The organism is Candidatus Tisiphia endosymbiont of Neophilaenus lineatus (genome assembly GCF_964264975.1).
In the GTDB taxonomy this organism is placed as follows: Bacteria; Pseudomonadota; Alphaproteobacteria; order Rickettsiales; family Rickettsiaceae; genus Tisiphia.
Map to the genome: position 1 here is coordinate 827,689 of NZ_OZ183649.1, position 24,132 is coordinate 851,820.

Consider the following 24,132-nt stretch of genomic DNA (forward strand, 5'->3'; position numbering starts at 1 on the left):
TTGCAATAATTAACGCAGTGGTCTAAGATGGGTTTTTAACTGATAAAAGGTACTCAAATGGCTAGGTTAATATTACCACAAGGTTTTCATGGTCATGATTTTATAAAAATGATGAAACATGAGCCGCATGGTCGAAATCGTATACGTTTATTGGCGATGTATCACCTTCAATTAGGCAAATCTTTTAAAGCCATATCTGAAATAGTGAAGTCACACTGGAAAACCGTGCAATCATCGCTCAGAAGATTTAGGAATCATGGTTTTGAAGGATTATTTGAATCACAAAGAAGCGGTGCCCCTAGGAAGATTAACACTATACAAGAATCTGCTCTTTTTGATAAAATCAATACGCTCAGTAAAAGTAAAACTGGTGGGTATATAACTGGAAAAGAGCTACATATCATGTTAGTTGAGGAATATGGTGCTAAATGTGCTTTAAAAACAGTCTACAATACTATGCACCGCCTTGGTTTTAGCTGGATTACTTCTCGTTCAATGCATCCAAAATCAAATCAAGAGACTCAAAATAGATATAAAAAAACTTTCCAGACATGTTAACAAAATTATTACCAAAAAATATCGATAGATGTAAAGTTGATATATGGTCTCAGGATGAAACTAGAGTTGGGCAACAAGGTAGCTTAACTCGTATATGGGCTAAGCGTGGCACTAGACCCCGTAAAGTTCGGCAACAGCAATTGATTTCAACATATATTTACGGAGCTGCTTGCCATGAGACAGGAGAAGCTTGTGCATTAATTTTACCATATGCAAACACACAGGCAATGAATAAATTCTTAGAAGAGCTTTCTCGCAGTATTCAAGGCAACCGACATATAGCTTTACTAACGGATAATGCAGGTTGGCACACAGCCAAAAAACTAACTGTGCCAAGCAATATCACTTTGATACCGCTTCCGCCCTATGCACCGGAACTTAATGCAATGGAACAAGTTTGGGAATGGATTAAAAATCATTTCTTGTCTAACCAATGTTATGGTGTATATGAAAGGTAAAGGAATAGATATTATTCTTTGAAGATGCTTTCATTGAGCTAATAATAAAAGTTCTTGAAAGTATTTTGGAGTTTCAAAATAAACTAGATAACTTGTATCCTGGAGCGTCAAAAGATATAGTTGATTATTTAGGTAATTTATTAGTTGGTATAATAGCTGTACAAATGCCTGTAGTTGGTTTAATACTCAAGGGAAGTGGCTTATTAGACTCAGTAAAATCTTTTCTCAGTATTGAGAATCTAACGAAGACAGTAGATAATTGGCAAGAAAAACTAGAAATAGTTAGAGAAAAACGAGCCGAAATAGAAAAAAGTGCAAACCTTAAAGAAAAATATTCTAAAGCTACGCAGATTGTTGAAATCGCAGAAATAGCAGGAGTATCACCTGTAGCTGTAGCAGAATTAGGGTTAGATATTGACTCTTTGAAGAAAGTTAATAAATTGGTTGTACAAGATCCAAAAGAAAAAAAATCTTTTAAAAAACTTATTGACTTATCTGAAGAAATTCCACCATACTCAAGATGGTACAATGGGAGGTGTTAACCTTCTACGTAAAGGTATGACTAAAATCCTTGGAAATATACCTAATCAAGGAAAAGATCTAAAAAAATTAATTGAAACCGAATTATCTCACATAAAAGAAAACCTCATTGCTGCATTAGATCCCAATAAAAGCATTCTTGAGAAGTTAGGATATTGCCAAAAAGCAGCCAAAAATATATTGATTATTGAATCAAAAATACAAGAAACAGTCAAATTAATACCTGACAGGGAAAAAATCACCACATCTTTTGCGAATTTAGTTAAGGATAAGACAAAGAATATTCTACCAGCATATTTTTTGAAGAACCTTACATCGTTAAGAACCCCGTTAAAATCATTGCTTGAACTACTACGAGTAGGAAATGCTATGAAAGTAGTCCTTGAAAATAATAGTAGTAAAACCCAAGGTGTAGTACGAAAAAGGTAATATTTAGTATATATAGTCAATTGATGAGAATTTGGTGACGTCGTCACTCGTCGCTCCTACTACCCACTTCTCCTAAATGGACTATTTTTTTAGTAAACTACTTGAAAAGTATACACTTGCTGTAATTTTTGTGTATAGTTATTCTTTATCTTTCATTTTATGTATAAATATGTCCACTAATCAACAGCAATCAATAGCAGAAGTAGAATATGGAGCTGACTCCATCAAAGTTTTAAAAGGTCTTGAGGCAGTTAAGAAAAGACCTGGTATGTATATTGGTGATACTGACGATGGTTCAGGATTACATCATATGATTTACGAAGTCGTTGATAACGCCATAGATGAAGCTTTAGCTGGTCACTGTGACCTAATTAAAGTAATCCTAAATGCTAACGGATCTATAACAGTGCGTGATAATGGACGTGGGATACCTGTTGATATTCACGAAGAAGAAGGTATATCAGCAGCTGAAGTTATTATGACCCAATTACATGCTGGTGGTAAGTTTGATCAAAATTCTTATAAAATATCTGGTGGATTGCATGGTGTTGGTGTATCTGTGGTAAATGCTCTGTCAGAATGGTTAGAACTTAGAATTTGGCGGGATAATAAGGAATATTTTATAAAATTTAGAGATGGGGCGGCTGAAACGCCACTTGTACTAAAAGGAGAGTCCGTAGAAAAAAAAGGCACTGAGATTACTTTCCTTCCATCTATTACCACTTTTAGCTCAATTGAATTTACTTTTGCTACTGTAGAGCATAGACTTAGAGAACTAGCCTTTTTAAATTCTGGTGTTAGGATATTACTAAAGGATCATCGTTTTGCTGAACAACAAGAAGTAGAGTTTTGTTTTACTGGTGGTGTAGACGCTTATGTCAAATATATAGATAAAGCTAAAACTTCATTACATAAATGTATATCACTTAATACTAATAATCAGGCAACAGGGATTACTTTTGAATTGGCAATGAATTGGAATGATTCATATCATGAGAATATTTTGTGCTTTACTAATAATATAAGACAACGTGATGGCGGTACGCATCTTATTGCCTTTAAAGCTGCTCTTACTAGAGTTATTACCACTTATACCGAGAATATTGGGCTTAACAAAAAAAATAAAGTAAATTTCACTGGTGATGATACGAGAGAAGGTCTCTCATGTATTTTATCAGTAAAAGTACCAGACCCTAAGTTTTCTTCACAAACTAAAGATAAATTAGTTAGTTCTGAAGTTCGACCTATCGTAGAAAGTGCCGTATATACTAAGATTTTAGAATGGTTTGAAGAACATCCTAGTGACGCAAAAATAATTATTAATAAAATTATTGAAGCCGCAACTGCTAGAGAGGCAGCAAAAAGAGCAAGAGAATTAACTCGTCGGAAATCGGCTCTTGAAATTTCTAACTTACCTGGAAAACTTGCCGATTGTCAAGAGAAAGACCCTGCTCTTTCAGAGTTATTTATTGTAGAAGGAGACTCTGCCGGTGGTACAGCAAAGCAGGGTAGAGATAGAAAATTTCAAGCAATTTTGCCACTGCGAGGTAAAATCTTAAACGTTGAAAGAGCTAGATTTGATAAAATGTTAAATTCTGAGCAAGTAGGGACTCTAATAACAGCTCTTGGCACTGCTATTGGTAGTGAAGACTTTTCTTTGGATAAGTTAAGATATCATAAAATAATTATTATGACTGATGCTGATGTTGATGGTTCGCACATCAGAACCTTATTACTTACTTTCTTTTACCGGCATATGCGTCAATTAATTGATAAAGGATATCTATATATAGCTCAGCCGCCTTTATATAAAGTAAAAAAAGGTAATAACGAGCTTTACTTGAAAAATGAACAAGCTCTGCAAGAGTATTTAATCAAATCTACTATTAGTGATGCAACAATTATGTTGTATAATGGAGCAGAGATCATTGGTAATGATCTTGAGGGAGTAATAAAGGGGATTATCAGGTTTACTACGTTACTTGACCAAGTAAGCAAAAAATTTAATAGGCAAATTGCAGAATGTCTAGCTATAAAAGGTTTATTAGGTAATCAAATATTTGATGAAAATAAAACGAATGAAATAAATCAGGCTTTAAATATTTTAAATCTTGGTGATATCACACCTGATAAGACAGACTGGCAGTTTATAGTTAACGCAAATAATATAGAATTTTTCCGTTTTGTTCGTGGAGTAAAAGAAAGTAAAATTTTATCAAAAGAACAGCTTGAATCTTTTGAATTTATTCAGCTAGCTAAAGCATTTACCCCACTTGTAAATTTATTTATTGGACAAGCAAAGCTGTTGATCAAAAACCAAGAATATATTATTACACTGGCTAGTATGTTGCTAAATTATATATTAGAAAGCGGCAAGAAAGGTATAGCTATTCAACGTTTTAAAGGTCTTGGAGAGATGAATTCCGATCAGTTAGGAGAGACAACATTAGATCCACAAAAAAGAACTTTACTGCAAGTTAAAGTACATGAGCAAGATAGTGCCGAGATGATTTTTTCAACATTAATGGGAGATTTTGTTGAACCTAGAAGACAATTCATTCAAGCAAATGCTTTGAATGTAGTTAATTTAGATGTTTAAAACTCATAGGCACTACCGTTAACTAAATTGTTATAGCAAAAAGTAGAAGTATATTGGGATACCATTCATCCAAATGGCGACTAAAAATAGATATCATCAAGATAGGTTGTGTAATGATGGCGCTAGGCAAAGCGGGTAAATTACAGTTGGTGAAAATCCAACCTACGTAAAGTTTAGCCAACAGCGTAGAACCAAATTTCACATATATGGAGGTAACGAATTATGTGAAGCTGAGAGGAGGGATGTAGTGGGTTGTAACGTAAGTGAAGGATATAAGCTCCGAAATATGCGATATCATAGAGGTTGACATGCTTCATTTCATGGAAAACAGGATGTGTAGTTGCGATAAGGCGAGCAACTATTGCTCTACCGGAGTCACAGACCATGACACGCTACAAGACGGAATTTACCTGAACCTCTAGGAGATCCATTGTATTCTTACGCAAGTGAGTACTTTAAAACAAGCTGTTAAGAGCAAGAATTAAAGGATGATACAATGGAAGTCGGACTGACTCATAGTACTCTGAGCATGGGAAAGCCATGTACATGGGGAAGGGGTCAGCAATATAGCGTTAGTGTAAGTACGCTTAATTCACTAATACACGGAGGTTAGAGAGTAGAATGGAAAGTAAACTTAAACTTATATCTGCTAAAGCTAAGGAAGATAAGAAGCTAAAATTTACAGCACTTGTGCATCATATAAATAAGGAGAATCTTATTAAATGTTACAAAGAGCTGAAAAGGAACAGAGCTTATGGCATAGATGAAGTAACGGTTGAAGAATATGGCAAGAATCTAGAGGAGCATGTAGAAAAGCTTGTGCAGAGACTAAAAGATAGAAGCTACAGGGCTAGTGCAGTTAGAATGGTATATATACCTAAAACTAACAGCAAAGAAAAGCGAGGGCTTGGTATTTCAACAGTTGAAGATAAAATAGTGCAATTAGCAGTAAAGAAATTGTTAGAAGCAATATATGAGCAAGATTTTCTAAAATGCTCTTACGGATTTCGACCTAACTTAAGCTGTCATTCAGCAATAAAAGCCTTAAATGAAGTGGTAATGAAAAAGCCAATTAATTATGTTGTAGAAGTAGATATTAGGAAATTTTTCGATAACATAAATCATTATTGGTTGCAAAGGTGTTTAGAAGAAAGAATATTAGACAAGAATTTTATGTGGCTAATAAGAAGACTTTTAAAAGCTGGAGCAACTAAGGATGGTGTTGTTAGTAGCAGTGATCAAGGTATACTGCAAGGCTCAGTAGCAAGTCCAATACTTGCAAATATTTACTTACATTATGTCTTAGATCTATGGTTTGAGAAAGTCTTTAAGTCAAAAGCTAAAGGCTATGTTGAGTTAATAAGATACTGTGATGATTATGTGGTGTGTTGTGAAAGTGCTAAAGATGCAGAAGAATTTTTAAACTTACTACAAGATAGGCTAAAAGGTTTTGGATTAAGCATATCAGAAGAGAAAACAAGGAAGGTTAAGTTTGGTAGACGACCTTGGCAACTAGCAAGTAAAAGGAAAGAGAAAGTGGAGACATTTAACTTTCTTGGTTTTACTCACTATTGTGGAAAAAGTAGGCAAGGATACTTTGTAATGGGTCATAAGACAATGAAGAGTAGCTTTGCAAGAAAACTAAAAGAAACTCAAGAATGGTTAAAGTCAATAAGATCGCAAATAGCTTTGAAAGAATGGTGGCCAAGGCACCGTCAAGTTAAGAGAAATGTAAATTAAGTATTGAGCAAATGTAGGGAATAATTTATAGATTATCAGTGACAATTGTTACCTAAATTTCAGTGCTATGTGTATTATTCAATCCCCAAAGAGACATCGTTTTCCAGTAATCATTATTAGCCATGCAGTATGGTTATATCATCGATTCAATAATAGTTACAGAGATGTACAAGAACAAATGGCCTATCGAGGTATTATTTTAAGTCATGAGACAGTAAGATTTTGGTGCAATAAATTTGCGGTTTATTTTCAAGATGTTATCAGAAAGCGAGAGAGGAAACCAACGGATAAATGGCATTTAGATGAGATGAATATTAAGATTAAAGGCGAGGTATTTATATTATGGAGAGCTGTTGACTCTGAGGGGCATGAATTAGAAGTATTACTGCAGAAGCGTCGTAACAAAAAATCAGCTATTCGTTTTTTATCAAAATTATTGGGTCATTATCCAGCTCCAAGAGTAATTGTTACTGATAAGCTCAGAAGTTACATTAAGCCGATTAAGCTTATGTGCCCTAAAACTGAGCATCGCACTCATAAAAGACTAAATAATCGTGTTGAGAATGCTCATCAACCAACTAGGCGCAACGAGAAGATATTAATTAAATTTAAGCATTCTAATTCAGCCCACTGTAAATTATCACTGATGGGAAAAGTCAGAAATATATTTGCCGTAAATGTTGGAAGATATAGTAAAACAGCAATTGAGCAAAGAATTGCATTTGCATCAGCTAAATCCATTTGGGACGAAGCCACTCAAAGCCTTCTTGCTGCCTGAAATCTAAAAATATAGCTCTTTTTGATACTATTTTACTTAACTTGACGGTGCCACATAACCATTTGTCCTAATAACAAAATGACCAACGAAACAATTAACAAAAATACTTTATTAATAATTGATGGTTATGGATTTGTCTTCAGAGCATACCATGTTCAGCCACCATTAACTTCTCCGAGTGGCTTAGCTGTTGGAGCATTGTATGGTTTTACCTCCATGTTGTTAAAGCTATTGAACGATTTTAAGCCAAAGCATGCTGTCATTATTCTTGATTCCGGTGGTAAGAATTTTCGTCACCAAATTTATGAGCAATATAAAGCAAATAGACCTCCTACACCAAAGGACTTGAATGATCAATTACCACTTATTCGTCTAGCAGCAAGTAGCCTAAATTTCCCAATAATTGAAAAAGCTGGTTGTGAGGCAGATGATATAATTGCCACTCTAGCCAATAAAACAACTACCTTACAAGAAAATACTATTATTATATCTTCTGATAAAGATTTAATGCAATTAATTAATTCGCATACTAAAATGTATGACCCTATAAAAGCAAAATACATATCTGAAGATGACGTGATAGAAAAATTTGGTGTAGAACCAAATAAGCTCAGGGAAGTAATGGCTTTGATTGGGGATAAGTCAGATAATATACCAGGTGTTCCAAGCATTGGTCCTAAAACTGCTGCAACACTTATAAAACAGTTTGCTTCATTAGCAGAGCTGTTAAATTCACTAGATCAAATCAGTAACGATCGTCAGAGAGAAATTATTAACTCCTCCAAGGATCTAGCATTAATTTCCTGGCAACTAGTTGGTTTAGATTATAATGTTGATATCGATTTAGACTTTAGTGTATTGCAATATACTCCACCTGATAGTAAGCAAATCTCTGATTTTCTAGCAGAGTATGGTTTTAAATCTCTAAACAAACGAGTGGAAAATTTATTCCAAATACAAATTACCAACGAATCTTTACCTACTAAGCAAATCATAGTTCAGGAGATATCTTCTAAACAACAACTTGATTCTATGATGATTAAAGCTGAAGAGCATGGGGGTCATCAGTATTTATCTATCAGATCATCTAGGACAAAATCCTTCCATAATTTTATCTATTGATGATAAGTGCTACAACATTAAGTTTACAGCTAGAACCCCTAGCGATATGTCTGATTTACTTTCTGATGATTCTTGCCAAAATTATCTGCATCAATGGTTTATACCTGATATTCTCAAATTGCTAAAAAATAAGTCTATTAAGAAAATCACTTATAAACTTAAATCATTATTAAAATTCTTTGTCGATAGTGAAATAGTATCGTGTGAGGATCTTGAACTAATGCAATATCTGATATCTGCTGGCAAACCTCAAAAAGACCCGTTTAATTCGGTAAAAAAGGATAATTTAGAAGCCATGGCAGAAATAATTACTGGCTTTAGTACTGATTATCAAAAACTATTGTTAGAGTTAAAGGATAATCATGCCTTAGCGCTATACAAAGAAATTGATTTACCTTTATGCTATATAATAGATAAAATGGAGAAAGCCGGAGTTAAAATCGATTCACAGTATCTTAAACAGCTATCAAGTGAATTTGGTAATGAAATTACTAAATTAGAGCAGGAAGTTTTTACCATTACTGGCACAAAGTTTAATATTGCCTCGCCAAAGCAACTGGGGGACATTTTGTTTGAGAAAATGCAACTACCCTTTGGTAAATTGTCATCGAAAGCTAAGTCTTATTCTACTAGTGCAGAAATACTTGAAAAAATTAGCGAGAGTGGTTTTGCTATTGCCGATTTATTATTAAAATGGCGTCATTTAACTAAATTAAAAAATACTTATACAGATAGCTTACCCCTGCAAGTAAATCCAATAACTAATAGGGTACATACCACATTTTTACAAACTTCAACTAGCACTGGTAGGCTTAGTTCTCAAGATCCGAACTTACAGAATGTGCCAGTTCGCTCGAAAGAAGGCAACAAAATCAGAGCAGCTTTTATTGCAGAATATGGGCATAAATTAATTTCAGCTGACTATTCACAAATTGAACTCCGAATCTTAAGTAGCATGGCAGATATACCCTCCTTAAAGCAAGCTTTCGTTAATGGTGAGGATATACATAGTAAAACGGCTTGTAATATATTTAAAATTACTGAAAAAGATTTCACACTAGAACATAGGCGTAAAGCAAAAGCCATAAATTTTGGTATTATTTATGGTATCAGTAGCTTTGGACTGGCAAAACAGTTAAATATTAGCTCTTTACAAGCAGCAGAATATATAAAAAAATATTTTGAAGAATATCCAGAAATTCAAAAATATATGGAATATATAAAAAACTATGCCAAGGAACATGGTTATGTCCTAAACCTATTCGGACGGAAATGTTTTATTCCCTTAATCCATGATAAGAAACACTCCCTACAGCAATTTGCCGAAAGGGCAGCAATCAACGCTCCAATTCAAGGAACTAGTGCAGACATTATAAAAGTGGCAATGATTGATCTTGACCGTAAAATACGGAAATTAAAATTAAGAACCAAGCTAATTCTGCAAATCCATGACGAGTTACTTTTTGAGTCTCCTATTGATGAAATAGAAGTAGCTACTCACCTAATCAAAACCACTATGGAGAACTCACCTAAATTAGCCATTCCACTTATTGTTGAAACCAAGGTAGGAGATAATTGGCTAAATACATATATCCTCAACTAACTGCACAAATTATTAAAACAACTTTTGAATTTAAAGAAGACTAAGGAAACACACGAAATATGGAAGGTCAAGTAGCCTAGGTTCTGTTGACAAAAATTATAGTTAGGCAAGAGGAATAAAAAGGGCACCGTCAAGTTAAGTAAAATAGTATCAAAAAGAGCTATATTTTTAGATTTCAGGCAGCAAGAAGTCTTTGAGTGGCTTCGTCCCAAATGGATTTAGCTGATGCAAATGCAATTCTTTGCTCAATTGCTGTTTTTTACTATATCTTCCAACATTTACGGCAAATATATTTCTGACTTTTCCCATCAGTGATAATTTACAGTGGGCTGAATTAGGATGCTTAAATTTAATTAATATCTTCTCGTTGCGCCTAGTTGGTTGATGAGCATTCTCAACACGATTATTTAGTCTTTTATGAGTGCGATGCTCAGTTTTAGGGCACATAAGCTTAATCGGCTTAATGTAACTTCTGAGCTTATCAGTAACAATTACTCTTGGAGCTGGATAATGACCCAATAATTTTGATAAAAAACGAATAGCTGATTTTTTGTTACGACGCTTCTGCAGTAATACTTCTAATTCATGCCCCTCAGAGTCAACAGCTCTCCATAATATCAATACCTCGACTTGAATCTTAATATTCATCTCATCTAAATGCCATTTATCAGTTGGTTTCCTCTCTCGCTTTCTGATAGGCACCGTCAAGTTAAGTAAAATAGTATCAAAAAGAGCTATATTTTTAGATTTCAGGCAGCAAGAAGTCTTTGAGTGGCTTCGTCCCAAATGGATTTAGCTGATGCAAATGCAATTCTTTGCTCAATTGCTGTTTTACTATATCTTCCAACATTTACGGCAAATATATTTCTGACTTTTCCCATCAGTGATAATTTACAGTGGGCTGAATTAGGATGCTTAAATTTAATTAATATCTTCTCGTTGCGCCTAGTTGGTTGATGAGCATTCTCAACACGATTATTTAGTCTTTTATGAGTGCGATGCTCAGTTTTAGGGCACATAAGCTTAATCGGCTTAATGTAACTTCTGAGCTTATCAGTAACAATTACTCTTGGAGCTGGATAATGACCCAATAATTTTGATAAAAAACGAATAGCTGATTTTTTGTTACGACGCTTCTGCAGTAATACTTCTAATTCATGCCCCTCAGAGTCAACAGCTCTCCATAATATAAATACTTCGCCTTTAATCTTAATATTCATCTCATCTAAATGCCATTTATCAGTTGGTTTCCTCTCTCGCTTTCTGATAACATCTTGAAAATAAACCGCAAATTTATTGCACCAAAATCTTACTGTCTCATGACTTAAAATAATACCTCGATAGGCCATCTGTTCTTGTACATCTCTGTAACTATTATTGAATCGATGATATAACCATACTGCATGGCTAATAATGCTTACTGGAAAACGATGTCTCTTTGGGGATTGAATAATACACATAGCACTGAAATTTAGGTAACAATTGTCACTGATAATCTATAAATTATTCCCTACATTTGCTCAATACTTAATTTACATTTCTCTTAACTTGACGGTGCCTAAAACAGCAATTGAGCAAAGAATTGCATTTGCATCAGCTAAATCCATTTGGGACGAAGCCACTCAAAGACTTCTTGCTGCCTGAAATCTAAAAATATAGCTCTTTTTGATACTATTTTACTTAACTTGACGGTGCCTATTGAACTTATATAAAATAATTATAGAAATATAAACGATTCAATGCTATAAGTGACTCATAATATAATCATGTTATAATTTGGAGAGGTGGCCGAGAGGCTGAAGGCGACGGTTTGCTAAACCGTTATACGGGTTAACCGTATCGAGGGTTCGAATCCCTCTCTCTCCGCCATTCGGTACAAGTTGTTGTTTTTTCAAAAATATCGAACGGGAAACGTAGGGAGGTCTCAAGTTTTTTGGGCACCGTCAAGTTAAGTAAAATAGTATCAAAAAGAGCTATATTTTTAGATTTCAGGCAGCAAGAAGTCTTTGAGTGGCTTCGTCCCAAATGGATTTAGCTGATGCAAATGCAATTCTTTGCTCAATTGCTGTTTTAGGCACCGTCAAGTTAAGAGAAATGTAAATTAAGTATTGAGCAAATGTAGGGAATAATTTATAGATTATCAGTGACAATTGTTACCTAAATTTCAGTGCTATGTGTATTATTCAATCCCCAAAGAGACATCGTTTTCCAGTAATCATTATTAGCCATGCAGTATGGTTATATCATCGATTCAATAATAGTTACAGAGATGTACAAGAACAGATGGCCTATCGAGGTATTATTTTAAGTCATGAGACAGTAAGATTTTGGTGCAATAAATTTGCGGTTTATTTTCAAGATGTTATCAGAAGGCACCGTCAAGTTAAGAGAAATGTAAATTAAGTATTGAGCAAATGTAGGGAATAATTTATAGATTATCAGTGACAATTGTTACCTAAATTTCAGTGCTATGTGTATTATTCAATCCCCAAAGAGACATCGTTTTCCAGTAAGCATTATTAGCCATGCAGTATGGTTATATCATCGATTCAATAATAGTTACAGAGATGTACAAGAACAGATGGCCTATCGAGGTATTATTTTAAGTCATGAGACAGTAAGATTTTGGTGCAATAAATTTGCGGTTTATTTTCAAGATGTTATCAGAAAGCGAGAGAGGAAACCAACTGATAAATGGCATTTAGATGAGATGAATATTAAGATTAAAGGCGAAGTATTTATATTATGGAGAGCTGTTGACTCTGAGGGGCATGAATTAGAAGTATTACTGCAGAAGCGTCGTAACAAAAAATCAGCTATTCGTTTTTTATCAAAATTATTGGGTCATTATCCAGCTCCAAGAGTAATTGTTACTGATAAGCTCAGAAGTTACATTAAGCCGATTAAGCTTATGTGCCCTAAAACTGAGCATCGCACTCATAAAAGACTAAATAATCGTGTTGAGAATGCTCATCAACCAACTAGGCGCAACGAGAAGATATTAATTAAATTTAAGCATCCTAATTCAGCCCACTGTAAATTATCACTGATGGGAAAAGTCAGAAATATATTTGCCGTAAATGTTGGAAGATATAGTAAAACAGCAATTGAGCAAAGAATTGCATTTGCATCAGCTAAATCCATTTGGGACGAAGCCACTCAAAGACTTCTTGCTGCCTGAAATCTAAAAATATAGCTCTTTTTGATACTATTTTACTTAACTTGACGGTGCCATTTGAGTACCTATTTATCAGTTAAAAACCCATTTTATAACACCGTGTTAATTATTGCAATTAGTATAACATGTGTTTATCAGACATCTGAGTTAGAGAACAAAAAATATACAAAAAGGGCAAAAAAACTATACGACAAACTTTGCCATTTTGCTATAATGTATGAATAAAAAATATTATGTTTTACGAATATTGGTTGAATATGTAAGAGTTTCGTCTGAAAATGAAAGATAGAATACAGATTTGCAATATAATGCTTTGATAAAAGCTTGAGTTGATCAACGTAATATATATAAAGATCAAACTAACTTACACAAAGGAAATTATTTACTCGATGTTAGTTATATGTGGACCTACCGCTAGTGGCAAGTCTTATTTGGCACATTATTTAGCTAAAATGTATAATGGTGAGATAGTTAATTGTGATTCTATGCAGATATATAGGCAGATTCCCATTATTACTGCCTCGCCATCACAAATATACCGTAATGAGATTCCTTATCATCTTTATAATTTTTTATCTATAGAACAAGAATTTTCAGTAATACAATATGTAAATCATGCTCTTGAGAAAATTACAGACATTCGTAGTAGAGGCAAGTTACCAATAATTGTTGGTGGTACTGGGTTATATATTAATTCATTACTTGTTGGTTATAATGAAATACCATCAATATCTCCTAAAATTAGGCAATATGTTAGAGAGCTACACTCTAAGATTGGTTCGACTCAGTTTTTTTATAAACTAAAAGAGCTAGATAACCTAGCTGTTCAGAAGTTACATGAACACGACACTCAAAGGGTTATAAGAGCCTATGAAGTATTTATGGAAACCGGGCAATCTATATTTGCTTTCCAAAGCTTACAAAATAAATCTATTCTTCCAGCATTTGATTTTAAGGTAATTTTTCTACATCCAAAGAGGGAATTTCTTTATCAAACATGTAATACTAGGTTAGAAAAATTATTTAATGAAGGAGCAATTGAAGAAGTAGTTCAAATTAAAAAAGATTTTCCTGATATATATTCTTCTGCAATAAAAACCATTGGTCTACGGGAAATATTATGCTATTTAAATAATGAAATTACTTTGCAAAATGCCATAAATCTAGCACAAATTAAGACTAGGCAATACGCAAAAAGGCAAATTACTTGGTTTAAAAACCAAATACAAGACAAGATAACTCTACAATATTCTAATAATCAGCAATTTGAAGAGTTGATTATTGATTTGTCGATGATTTTATAAAAAATTTATCAAATAATTTGCATATATCTATTAGTGTAGTTGATTTTTGTGATATATTGTCATGCGGGAAGGATGAGTTTTATAGTTAATCCGTTATATGGGCACCGTCAAGTTAAGTAAAATAGTATCAAAAAGAGCTATATTTTTAGATTTCAGGCAGCAAGAAGTCTTTGAGTGGCTTCGTCCCAAATGGATTTAGCTGATGCAAATGCAATTCTTTGCTCAATTGCTGTTTTACTATATCTTCCAACATTTACGGCAAATATATTTCTGACTTTTCCCATCAGTGATAATTTACAGTGGGCTGAATTAGGATGCTTAAATTTAATTAATATCTTCTCGTTGCGCCTAGTTGGTTGATGAGCATTCTCAACACGATTATTTAGTCTTTTATGAGTGCGATGCTCAGTTTTAGGGCACATAAGCTTAATCGGCTTAATGTAACTTCTGAGCTTATCAGTAACAATTACTCTTGGAGCTGGATAATGACCCAATCATTTTGATAAAAAACGAATAGCTGATTTTTTATTACGACGCTTCTGCAGTAATACTTCTAATTCATGCCCCTCAGAGTCAACAGCTCTCCATAATATCAATACCTCGCCTTTAATCTTAATATTCATCTCATCTAAATGCCATTTATCAGTTGGTTTCCTCTCTCGCTTTCTGATAACATCTTGAAAATAAACCGCAAATTTATTGCACCAAAATCTTACTGTCTCATGACTTAAAATAATACCTCGATAGGCCATCTGTTCTTGTACATCTCTGTAACTATTATTGAATCGATGATATAACCATACTGCATGGCTAATAATGATTACTGGAAAACGATGTCTCTTTGGGGATTGAATAATACACATAGCACTGAAATTTAGGTAACAATTGTCACTGATAATCTATAAATTATTCCCTACATTTGCTCAATACTTAATTTACATTAATCGCTCCCCATAATCCACAATCAAAACATTGTCCCGCCCATTTTGATGTACTATTACCACAATTTGTACATATATATTGCTTTTTAATTTTACTCACTTTCCTAATTTTAATTCCTTTTCGCCCTATATGATATTATGCAACCAATAATTGCTCCAACAGACTATTCGCTTCCTCTATAATATCTTTTCCTACCAATGTTTTGGTAAATACTAACTTAGTATCCGGTTTTATTTTGGTTTGCTGAGGATGTTTTATAACAAAATTCCTAACCTTATCAGCTATATCTGCTTCTTTATAAAATTTTAAAACAAATCCTCGATCACCAGAGTCTAAATTTTCAATATTAAGCTTACTGCATTTATGCTTTATTTTTACTATATTAAGTAGATTATTAAATTCTGATGGGATAGGACCGAAACGATCAACCATTTCGTCCTTAAAATTTTCAATATCTACATCATCAATTAAATTTCCAACTCTTCTGTACAAACTTAGTTTAAGAGCAGAATCTGCAATATAATTGTCAGAAATGAAAACAGGTAATCCCAAATTAATTATTGGAATAAAAGCTTTTGGCTGCTCAATAACTTCATCCTTAAGAATTGCTATTTGTTCATCTAACATCTCCTGATAAAGCTCCACTCCTACTTCTTTAATCTGCCCAGACTGCTCTTCTCCTACCAAGTTACCAAAACCACGTAAATCCATATCATGGCTGGCAATGGTAAAACCAGAACCAAGAGTACAGCTACTCTGCATTATTTCTAGACGTTTTATTGAATGTGCGGTCATTTTCTTATAATTAGCTAAGGTTAAATAGGCATAACCTCTGACTTTACTTCGTCCTATCCTACCTCTGAGCTGATATAACTGACTCAAACCAAGCATATCAGATTTATGAATAATCATTGTATTAGCTTCGGCAATATCTATACCTGACTCAATTATTGTGGTAGAAACGAGTATGTCAAACTTACCATCACAAAATTCACTCATAATCTCATCTACTTTGGCAGCTGGCATTTGGCCATGAGCAACTTTGTACTTTAGTTCAGGTACAACCTCCTGTAAGTATTTCTCTATATCCGGAATGTCCTTAATTCTAGGCACTACATAGAAACTTCTACCACCACGGAAACGTTCTCTAAGTAAAGCATCTCTAATAATCACCGGATCAAACGGCATAACTGTTGTCCGAACTTCTAGCCTATCAATCGGTGGTGTGGCAATGATACTAAGGTCTTTCAGCCCTACCATAGACATCTGCATTGTACGAGGAATTGGTGTGGCCGAAAGAGATAGAACATGCATTGTAGTTCTTAGTTTCTTTAAATGTTCCTTTTGAGCAACACCAAAATGTTGTTCTTCATCAATTATTAATAATCTGAGGTTACTAAATTCTATATTCTTACTCAGCAAGGCATGTGTACCAATTATTATATTAGCTGTACCCTTTTTGATTTGTTCTTTAACAATTTTAGCCTCACTATTGGTAACTAGGCTAGATAATTGTACTATATTCAGCCCTAAATCCTTAAATCTTTTACGAAATCTTAAATAATGCTGCTTACCTAGAATAGTAGTTGGTACGACAATGGCTACTTGAGGGGAGACGTCACAGTTTGATTTAGCTACCATAAAAGTTGCCCTTATTGCCACTTCAGTTTTTCCAAAACCAACATCACCACAAATTAATCTATCCATTAAAATACCTGAGTCAAAATCTTTTCTAATATCATTTATGGCATTTAATTGATCTTCAGTTTCGGTATATTTAAATCTCTGACAGAATTTGTCATATTCTTCATGATCAAACTCTATTGGATTAGTTACAGTTAATTTCCTCTTAGCGGCTATTGCTAATAATTGCTCGGCAATTTCTGTAATACGATTCTTGAGCTTAGCCTTACTTCTTTGCCAGCTACTGCTACCTAACTTGGCTAGCTGTGCTTCACTACTACCATATTTCTTAATTAGCTCTATATTCTCAACAGGAATATATAATTTATCATTATTCTCATATAAAATTTTTAGGAAATCATGAGCCTTGCCTTTAACATCTAGTGTTTCAACATTAAGAAATTGACCAATACCATGATCCTTATGAACAACTAACTCCCCTTCGCCTAAATTATCTAATTCCATTAGAATGTTTTTAAGCTTACGTTTAGCACCTTGCTGGCGAACGTTTACCGCACTTTTTCCTAAAATATCGTGAGCTGCAATAAACAAATATTTATCACTATAAAATCCTTGACTAAGTTGGACATATGCAAGATTTATCACACCAATTTTTGCCTGTTGTAGATTGTCTATCTCTATATATTCTCGTGAGTAGCTATTTATCAAGCTCTTCAGTCTTTCCAAATTACTTTTAGACTGACAAAAAATAATTGGTATTTTAGTATTATTGTTCTCTATAATCTCAAATAGCTTATCAAAAACTGTCTTATTCTCAATAAAACTAGTTGCAATAATTTTTTCTAATGAATATGCATAAGATGAATCTTCAGGACTAATTAAAATATTCTTATCCTGTTCTAGTAAAGTTTGTATTTCTTGACTGGTAAAGTAAATCTGCTCAGGAGGCAATGCAGGATAGAATGTGTTTAATTTTATTTTGTTAGACTCAATCCGCGACCTGTAAAGATCTGTATAATTATTCTCCTGCTCAATAATTGATTGTAACAACAAATTATCATAAATAATAATAGGGTCATCTAAATAATTAATTAAGCTACTGAAAGAATTATAGAATAAAGGAGATAAATGTTCATATCCTTGAAATTTTTTTCCTTCAATTACTGATTCATATAAAGGGCTATTCACGTAATTAACACCAAAAGCTTTTAGATAATTATCTCTAAAATTCTTTATTGTTTCTAAATTTAATATTACCTCACTGACAGAATTAATTATTAACTCTGTACAGCTATTAGTAGAAATTTGACTATCAATATCAAATTCTCTTATTGACTCTATGTGATCCCAACTAAAATTAATACGATAGCCCTTATACCCTGGCAAAATTATATCTACTATCTCTCCTCTTACTGAAAATTCACCACTATCAATGCTACTACTACTCCTTGTAAAACCATTATGTACTAGGAATTCGGCGAGCTTGCCCACTGAAAACTTCATTTTATTATGTAATTTCAGAAAAGACTTAACTAAGAATTCCGAAGGTGGTAATTTGCTCAGTAAATTCACCGCATTAGTAACTACCAATTTTTTTTCATTATTAGTTGCTAAATAACTTAGTGCATTAGCTCTTTCTGATAAAATGTTAGACTGGGGCGAAATGCGATCATATGGTATAGTATCAAAACTAGGAAAATATAATATATTACTAGTCTGAATGCTTTGTGCAAAAAATAATAATTGTTTATAGCTATTAATTGCATCATCTTCACTGGCAAAAATAAGTAAAATATTCTTAGTTGGTTTATTTAAGAAATACTCATTAGCAAAAAAACTTTTTGCACTGAGTGGTAGAGGTTGTTGTATCATTGTTTATTAAGCTTATAGGCGGTTAATATCAAAATTAAGTATTTGTAACATCACTTTTGAATTTAAGTGAACAGGAGGAGTTGTTTTATTGGTAATCCAATCATAAATATCTATATCATTTTGATTAAGTATTAAAGCAAAATCTGTTAAACTATCTATATCCATATTAGCAAGAAATTGTTCAGCAAATTTACCTAATATTAACCCGGTTTCTTTGCAACCACGATTTTTGCTTTGGTATAGTAATTTTTTAGCTAGGAATGCTTTTTTTAAATAGTCCATATTGATAATCCTATAAAAAAATATCATAATATGATTCAGATAGTTTGACAATTACCAAATATAAAATATAAACTGTAAACTGTATATTAAGTAGTATATACTCAATTAGTCTAAATCTTATTCTTATTCAATAAATTTTAATATATTCAAAAAAATGCAGATGCCTATAAGTATCAAAAATATATCTTCCTTAGAAGCTTATAAGTTGCTAGAAATGGATGAATGTACCATTGTTGTTGATATTAGAACTACTGAAGAATGGCAAAAAATAGGTATTCCAAAGCTTGATAAATATCAAGTACTTTTTCTTAGCTGGCGTTTATTGCCTGATATGTCATTAAATCGTGAATTTAACAACCAGTTTATGTCGAAAGTCAGTAATAAAAATAATGTATTATTCCTTTGTCGTTCAGGTGTCCGATCTCATGAAGCGGCCTTGTGTGCTGGTGGTTTAGGTTATACAAAATGCTACAACATCGTTGATGGTTTTGAAGGAGGAGGTAATGGAGCTGGTTGGAAACAAAATAATTTACCATGGCAAGTTCTGTGAATACTAACCAAAATCAATTGACTGTAGAAAAGGAAGTAGCTCATTATAGAGATATTTGGCAGCATGTTTGTTCTGATCTTAATAAATATTACGGTGAGTCTTTGTATAAAAGTTGGTTCAGTAAGATTAACTTTCTAGAAGCTTCTACTACTACTATTATACTTTCTACACCAACAAATTTTATCCGAGATTGGATAAAATCAAAATATGCACGTGATATATTGCAATCTTGGCAGTCTTATGACAAAGATATTAAATCAATTGAGATAGTTACTAAAGAATTACTAGAACAAAATCCAAATATACCTGAATATTTAGCAAAAATTCCATCAATAAAAGAAGGAATGGATCTCAATTCCGAAGGCATTTTTTCAGCATTAGACTTACGATTTACTTTTGAAAATTTTGTAGTTGGTGGACCAAATGAGTTAGCATATGCAGCCTCTAGAGCAGTTGCTGAATCAGAAAGTGCCGTAGCTGAATCTAACCCCTTATTTTTGTATGGGGGTGTTGGTCTTGGTAAGACACACTTAATGCATGCTATTGCTTGGTATATAAGACATAATAACCCGACTCGCAAAGTAATTTACATGTCGGCAGAAAAGTTTATGTATCAATTCATCAAAGCACTTCGTAATAAAGATGTTATGTCATTTAAAGAAGAATTTCGTTCAGTTGACGTGCTAATGATCGATGATATTCAATTTATATCTGGTAAAGATAGTACTCAAGAAGAGTTTTTTCATACTTTCAATGCTTTGATTGATAATAATCGTCAAATGGTTATATCATGTGACCGTTCACCGTCAGATTTAGATAATATTGAAGAGCGGATTAAGTCTAGACTTGGTTGGGGCTTGGTTGCAGATGTTCACAGTACTACTTATGAACTAAGATTGGGGATATTAGAATCTAAGCTTGAACAGATGAATATTCACATACCTAAAAATGTTGTAGAATTCTTAGCATCAAAAATAACGTCAAATGTCAGAGAGTTAGAGGGGGCTCTTAATAAAGTTATTGCTCATTCAACTTTAGTGGGTAGGGAGATAACTTTAGAAAATACCCAAAATATTTTACGTGACTTACTACGTTCCAATGAAAGAATTATAACGATTGAAGATATTCAAAGAAAAGTAGCTGATCGTTATAATATTAAATTTTCTGATATGTCTTCTCCTAGACGTATTCGCTCAATAGCTAGACCAAGGCAAGTAGCTATGTATTTAAGTAAAACATTAACCCCAAAAAGCCTTACTGATATCGGCAAGAAATTTGGTAAGAAAGATCATACTACAATAATGCATGCTATCAAAAAAGTAGAAGAATTATGTGAAATTGATACAGAATTTCGTGAGGAACTTAGTCTGTTAATGAAAATACTGCAAAACTAGATTACGATGAACTTAAAGAAAAGCACGTTTCCCATAATAGAAGTCTTATCCCGAATTGGCTTTAATATTTCGAGGTATTATGCTATTATAACCTCAGCATCCGTAATGGAAGTCAATAAGAAAATAATAACTTACCATAAATTTTCATTGCAAGAAGAATTATTTTTGACAATAGAGTGCATAAAAGCTAGTAATTTACGCATAACAGCAACAAGAGCAACTTTTGCTGGTTTATGTTTAGCAATTAAGGGCACCGTCAAGTTAAGTAAAATAGTATCAAAAAGGGCACCGTCAAGTTAAGAGAAATGTAAATTAAGTATTGAGCAAATGTAGGGAATAATTTATAGATTATCAGTGACAATTGTTACCTAAATTTCAGTGCTATGTGTATTATTCAATCCCCAAAGAGACATCGTTTTCCAGTAATCATTATTAGCCATGCAGTATGGTTATATCATCGATTCAATAATAGTTACAGAGATGTACAAGAACAAATGGCCTATCGAGGTATTATTTTAAGTCATGAGACAGTAAGATTTTGGTGCAATAAATTTGCGGTTTATTTTCAAGATGTTATCAGAAAGCGAGAGAGGAAACCAACTGATAAATGGCATTTAGATGAGATGAATATTAAGATTAAAGGCGAGGTATTGATATTATGGAGAGCTGTTGACTCTGAGGGGCATGAATTAGAAGTATTACTGCAGAAGCGTCGTAATAAAAAATCAGCTATTCGTTTTTTATCAAAATTATTGGGTCATTATCCAGCTCCAAGAGTAATTGTTACTGATAAGCTCAGAAGTTACATTAAGCCGATTAAGCTTATGTGCCCTAAAACTGAGCATCGCACTCATAAAAGACTAAATAATCGTGTTGAGAATGCTCATCAACCAACTAGGCGCAACGAGAAGATATTAATTAAATTTAAGCATCCTAATTCAGCCCACTGTAAATTATCACTGATGGGAAAAGTCAGAAATATATTTGCCGTAAATGTTGGAAGATATAGTAAAACAGCAATTGAGCAAAGAATTGCATTTGCATCAGCTAAATCCATTTGGGACGAAGCCACTCAAAGACTTCTTGCTGCCTGAAATCTAAAAATATAGCTCTTTTTGATACTATTTTACTTAACTTGACGGTGCCGTTCGAGGTGAAGCATCTCCTTCAAATCTCTCAGCACAAGCGATTTTCGAAAGAGGTCTATTAACAAAAAGATGTCATCCCTACAAAAAAGCAGAGGGATGACATCAAAGTACGCGAACTTTGGATAAGCATCAACTAATTCTTATCTAGAGTTGAGGTAAAGTGTTATTCGTATGAAGAAATGAGCGTTAGAAGTCCATACCGCCCATGCCGCCCATACCACCACGTGGCATAGCAGGCTCATCTTTATCAGCTGGTTCATCGATAATAAATGCTTCAGTAGTAATAATCAAAGAAGCAACCGATGCTGCATCTTGTAAAGCAGTACGCACGACCTTAGTTGGATCGATAATACCAGCCTTAATCATATCAACATAAGTCATATCTTGAGCATTGAAGCCAAAGTTTTTCTCTTTACTATCAGTAAGTTTTCCAACTACAATAGCTCCGTCCATACCAGCGTTCTCTGCAATTTGCCTTACTGGAGCTTGTAGAGCTTTCTTAACGATGTTAATACCAGCTTGCTGATCTTCATTAGTACTTTTTAACGACTCTAAGGATCTTGCTGCATAGAAAAGAGTAACACCACCGCCAGCAACAACACCTTCTTCCACTGCAGCTCTAGTAGCATGCAATGCATCCTCAACACGATCTTTTCTTTCTTTTACTTCAACTTCAGTAGCACCACCAACTTTTAAGACAGCTACGCCACCAGCAAGTTTAGCTAAACGCTCTTGTAATTTCTCTTTATCGTAATCTGAGCTAGATTCATCAACTTGTGTACGAATTTGGGAACAACGATCAGCGATATCCGCCTTGCTACCAGCACCATCAATTATAACGGTATTTTCTTTGGAAATAGTAACTTTTTTAGCAGTACCTAGCATTTTGATATTAACATTTTCAAGTTTCATACCAAGCTCTTCACTGATAAGCTGACCACCTGTTAAAATAGAGATATCTTCCATCATGAATTTTTTTCTATCGCCAAAGCCAGGAGCTTTGACTGCAGCAACTTTTAACCCACCACGTAATTTATTTACTACCAGAGTAGCAAGTGCTTCTCCTTCTACATCTTCAGCGATTACTAGTAAAGGACGCCCTGATTGCACTACTGCTTCAAGTACTGGTAACATTTGTTGTAAATTTGATAATTTCTTTTCAAATAGTAAGATAAACGGATTTTCCAATTCTGCTACCATCTTTTCGGAATTAGTAACAAAATATGGTGATAGATAGCCTCTATCAAACATCATGCCTTCAACTACATCTACTTCAAAACTAAAATTCTTAGCTTCTTCAACAGTAATTACGCCTTCTTTACCAACTTTTTCCATCGCCACGGCAATTTTTTCGCCAATTTCTTTGTCACCATTTGATGAAATAGTACCAACTTGAGCAATCTCCTCTTGGCTGCTGATTTTTTTACTAGCTTTCTTAATGTCTTCAACTACTAGGTTAACAGCTGAATCTATACCACGTTTTATATCCATAGGGTTAAAACCAGCTGCTACTGCTTTGTTACCTTCTCTTGCTATTGCTTGAGTTAGAACAGTTGCAGTAGTTGTTCCATCACCAGCAACATCAGATGTTTTACTTGCCACAGATTTTACCAATTGAGCTCCCAAATTCTGAGCATTATCTTTTAGTTCAATGGCTTTTGCCACTGTTACACCATCTTTGGTTAGTCTTGGTGAACTGAATGACTGTTCAATTGCAACATTTCTACCTTTTGGACCTAATGTTACTTTTACGGTATCAGCTAAAATATCAATACCTCTTAGCATTTGTTCACGTGCATTTGAGCCGTGTCTTATTAATTTTGTTGCCATATTTATGTTCTCCTTACAATAAATAAATTATTAACCAATTATGTCCACAACTGTTAAAAGTTTACAAATACCTATACCACAACATCATTGCAAGCGTAAGCGAAGCAATCCAGGAAACAATCTATAGATAAATGATGTTACTGGACTGCTTCGTCGACCTT

Annotated in this window: 20 protein-coding genes, 1 tRNA gene and 3 pseudogenes; 16 read left to right on the top strand and 8 right to left on the bottom strand. The window is 33.7% G+C overall.

The window, feature by feature from the left end:
* Positions 1-57 precede the first annotated feature (57 nt).
* The 8 genes and pseudogenes from ACFE3K_RS04940 to polA all read left to right on the top strand — a co-directional run bounded on the left by ACFE3K_RS04940 (position 58) and on the right by polA (position 9,827).
* Positions 58-558: a helix-turn-helix domain-containing protein gene (locus ACFE3K_RS04940; RefSeq protein ID WP_375358359.1), complete on the top strand. Its 501-nt coding sequence runs from the start codon at positions 58-60 to the stop codon at positions 556-558.
* The gene (locus ACFE3K_RS04945) at positions 552-1,016 is read left to right on the top strand and encodes an IS630 family transposase (protein ID WP_375358492.1); all 465 of its coding nucleotides are present in this window, start codon (positions 552-554) and stop codon (positions 1,014-1,016) included. The genes ACFE3K_RS04940 and ACFE3K_RS04945 overlap by 7 nt, the downstream gene beginning before the upstream one ends.
* 65 nt (positions 1,017-1,081) lie before the next feature.
* Complete coding sequence (locus tag ACFE3K_RS04950; protein ID WP_375358493.1) at positions 1,082-1,558, top strand: hypothetical protein; 477 nt, start codon at positions 1,082-1,084, stop codon at positions 1,556-1,558.
* A 16-nt stretch (positions 1,559-1,574) separates the two neighbouring features.
* Positions 1,575-1,985: a hypothetical protein gene (locus tag ACFE3K_RS04955; protein ID WP_375358494.1), complete on the top strand. Its 411-nt coding sequence runs from the start codon at positions 1,575-1,577 to the stop codon at positions 1,983-1,985.
* A gap of 169 nt (positions 1,986-2,154) precedes the next feature.
* On the top strand, positions 2,155-4,584 hold the full coding sequence (gene gyrB, locus ACFE3K_RS04960) for a DNA topoisomerase (ATP-hydrolyzing) subunit B (RefSeq protein ID WP_375359490.1): 2,430 nt from the start codon (positions 2,155-2,157) through the stop codon (positions 4,582-4,584).
* A 621-nt stretch (positions 4,585-5,205) separates the two neighbouring features.
* Positions 5,206-6,324, top strand: coding sequence for a group II intron reverse transcriptase/maturase (gene ltrA / locus ACFE3K_RS04965; RefSeq protein ID WP_375358495.1), 1,119 nt, complete (start codon positions 5,206-5,208; stop codon positions 6,322-6,324).
* A 67-nt stretch (positions 6,325-6,391) separates the two neighbouring features.
* Positions 6,392-7,102 carry an IS6 family transposase gene (locus tag ACFE3K_RS04970; RefSeq protein WP_375358496.1) on the top strand — a complete coding sequence of 237 codons (711 nt, stop codon included), beginning with the start codon at positions 6,392-6,394 and terminating at the stop codon, positions 7,100-7,102.
* Positions 7,103-7,180: 78 nt separating this feature from the next.
* Positions 7,181-9,827 (top strand): annotated as a pseudogene (gene polA, locus ACFE3K_RS04975) (DNA polymerase I).
* A gap of 168 nt (positions 9,828-9,995) precedes the next feature.
* Here the strand turns inward: polA and ACFE3K_RS04980 are convergent.
* Entirely contained in the window at positions 9,996-10,613 is a 618-nt protein-coding gene (locus ACFE3K_RS04980; protein ID WP_375358497.1) for a transposase, read from the bottom strand.
* Entirely contained in the window at positions 10,577-11,287 is a 711-nt protein-coding gene (locus ACFE3K_RS04985; RefSeq protein WP_375358498.1) for an IS6 family transposase, read from the bottom strand. Before ACFE3K_RS04985 ends, ACFE3K_RS04980 begins: the two co-directional genes overlap by 37 nt.
* 22 nt (positions 11,288-11,309) lie before the next feature.
* Here ACFE3K_RS04985 and ACFE3K_RS04990 point away from each other — a divergent pair, with 22 nt between their 5' ends.
* Entirely contained in the window at positions 11,310-11,471 is a 162-nt protein-coding gene (locus tag ACFE3K_RS04990; RefSeq protein WP_375358499.1) for a hypothetical protein, read from the top strand.
* A gap of 134 nt (positions 11,472-11,605) precedes the next feature.
* Positions 11,606-11,696: transfer RNA gene (locus ACFE3K_RS04995), tRNA-Ser, on the top strand.
* Between the two features lie 119 nt (positions 11,697-11,815).
* Here ACFE3K_RS04995 and ACFE3K_RS05000 read toward each other — a convergent pair.
* Positions 11,816-11,977: a hypothetical protein gene (locus ACFE3K_RS05000; RefSeq protein ID WP_375358499.1), complete on the bottom strand. Its 162-nt coding sequence runs from the start codon at positions 11,975-11,977 to the stop codon at positions 11,816-11,818.
* 22 nt (positions 11,978-11,999) lie between these two features.
* On the opposite strand from ACFE3K_RS05000, the gene ACFE3K_RS05005 reads away from it, so the two are divergent.
* The 3 genes from ACFE3K_RS05005 to miaA all read left to right on the top strand — a co-directional run bounded on the left by ACFE3K_RS05005 (position 12,000) and on the right by miaA (position 14,309).
* On the top strand, positions 12,000-12,230 hold the full coding sequence (locus ACFE3K_RS05005; RefSeq protein WP_375358500.1) for a hypothetical protein: 231 nt from the start codon (positions 12,000-12,002) through the stop codon (positions 12,228-12,230).
* Between the two features lie 67 nt (positions 12,231-12,297).
* Positions 12,298-13,008 (top strand): IS6 family transposase, encoded by a 711-nt coding sequence (locus ACFE3K_RS05010; RefSeq protein ID WP_375358498.1) that lies wholly within the window; start codon positions 12,298-12,300, stop codon positions 13,006-13,008.
* A 386-nt stretch (positions 13,009-13,394) separates the two neighbouring features.
* Positions 13,395-14,309, top strand: coding sequence for a tRNA (adenosine(37)-N6)-dimethylallyltransferase MiaA (gene miaA, locus ACFE3K_RS05015; protein WP_375358501.1), 915 nt, complete (start codon positions 13,395-13,397; stop codon positions 14,307-14,309).
* A gap of 152 nt (positions 14,310-14,461) precedes the next feature.
* Here miaA and ACFE3K_RS05020 read toward each other — a convergent pair.
* From ACFE3K_RS05020 to ACFE3K_RS05035, 4 genes and pseudogenes are all read right to left on the bottom strand, one after another.
* Positions 14,462-15,172: pseudogene (locus ACFE3K_RS05020) on the bottom strand (IS6 family transposase).
* 79 nt (positions 15,173-15,251) lie between these two features.
* Positions 15,252-15,350: pseudogene (locus ACFE3K_RS05025) on the bottom strand (hypothetical protein); the annotation flags it as partial.
* Positions 15,351-15,386: 36 nt separating this feature from the next.
* Positions 15,387-18,767: a transcription-repair coupling factor gene (gene mfd, locus ACFE3K_RS05030; protein ID WP_375358502.1), complete on the bottom strand. Its 3,381-nt coding sequence runs from the start codon at positions 18,765-18,767 to the stop codon at positions 15,387-15,389.
* Positions 18,768-18,779: 12 nt separating this feature from the next.
* Positions 18,780-19,049 (bottom strand): succinate dehydrogenase assembly factor 2, encoded by a 270-nt coding sequence (locus tag ACFE3K_RS05035; protein ID WP_342259491.1) that lies wholly within the window; start codon positions 19,047-19,049, stop codon positions 18,780-18,782.
* 160 nt (positions 19,050-19,209) lie between these two features.
* Between ACFE3K_RS05035 and ACFE3K_RS05040 the strand changes: the two genes are divergently transcribed.
* The 3 genes from ACFE3K_RS05040 (at position 19,210) to ACFE3K_RS05050 (ending at position 22,087) form a co-directional block, all read left to right on the top strand.
* On the top strand, positions 19,210-19,599 hold the full coding sequence (locus ACFE3K_RS05040; RefSeq protein ID WP_375358503.1) for a rhodanese-like domain-containing protein: 390 nt from the start codon (positions 19,210-19,212) through the stop codon (positions 19,597-19,599).
* The gene (gene dnaA / locus ACFE3K_RS05045) at positions 19,584-20,993 is read left to right on the top strand and encodes a chromosomal replication initiator protein DnaA (RefSeq protein WP_375358504.1); all 1,410 of its coding nucleotides are present in this window, start codon (positions 19,584-19,586) and stop codon (positions 20,991-20,993) included. Before ACFE3K_RS05040 ends, dnaA begins: the two co-directional genes overlap by 16 nt.
* 383 nt (positions 20,994-21,376) lie before the next feature.
* The gene (locus ACFE3K_RS05050) at positions 21,377-22,087 is read left to right on the top strand and encodes an IS6 family transposase (protein ID WP_375358505.1); all 711 of its coding nucleotides are present in this window, start codon (positions 21,377-21,379) and stop codon (positions 22,085-22,087) included.
* Between the two features lie 240 nt (positions 22,088-22,327).
* Here ACFE3K_RS05050 and groL read toward each other — a convergent pair whose 3' ends face one another.
* Positions 22,328-23,971: a chaperonin GroEL gene (groL, locus tag ACFE3K_RS05055; protein WP_375358506.1), complete on the bottom strand. Its 1,644-nt coding sequence runs from the start codon at positions 23,969-23,971 to the stop codon at positions 22,328-22,330.
* Positions 23,972-24,132: the final 161 nt, after the last annotated feature.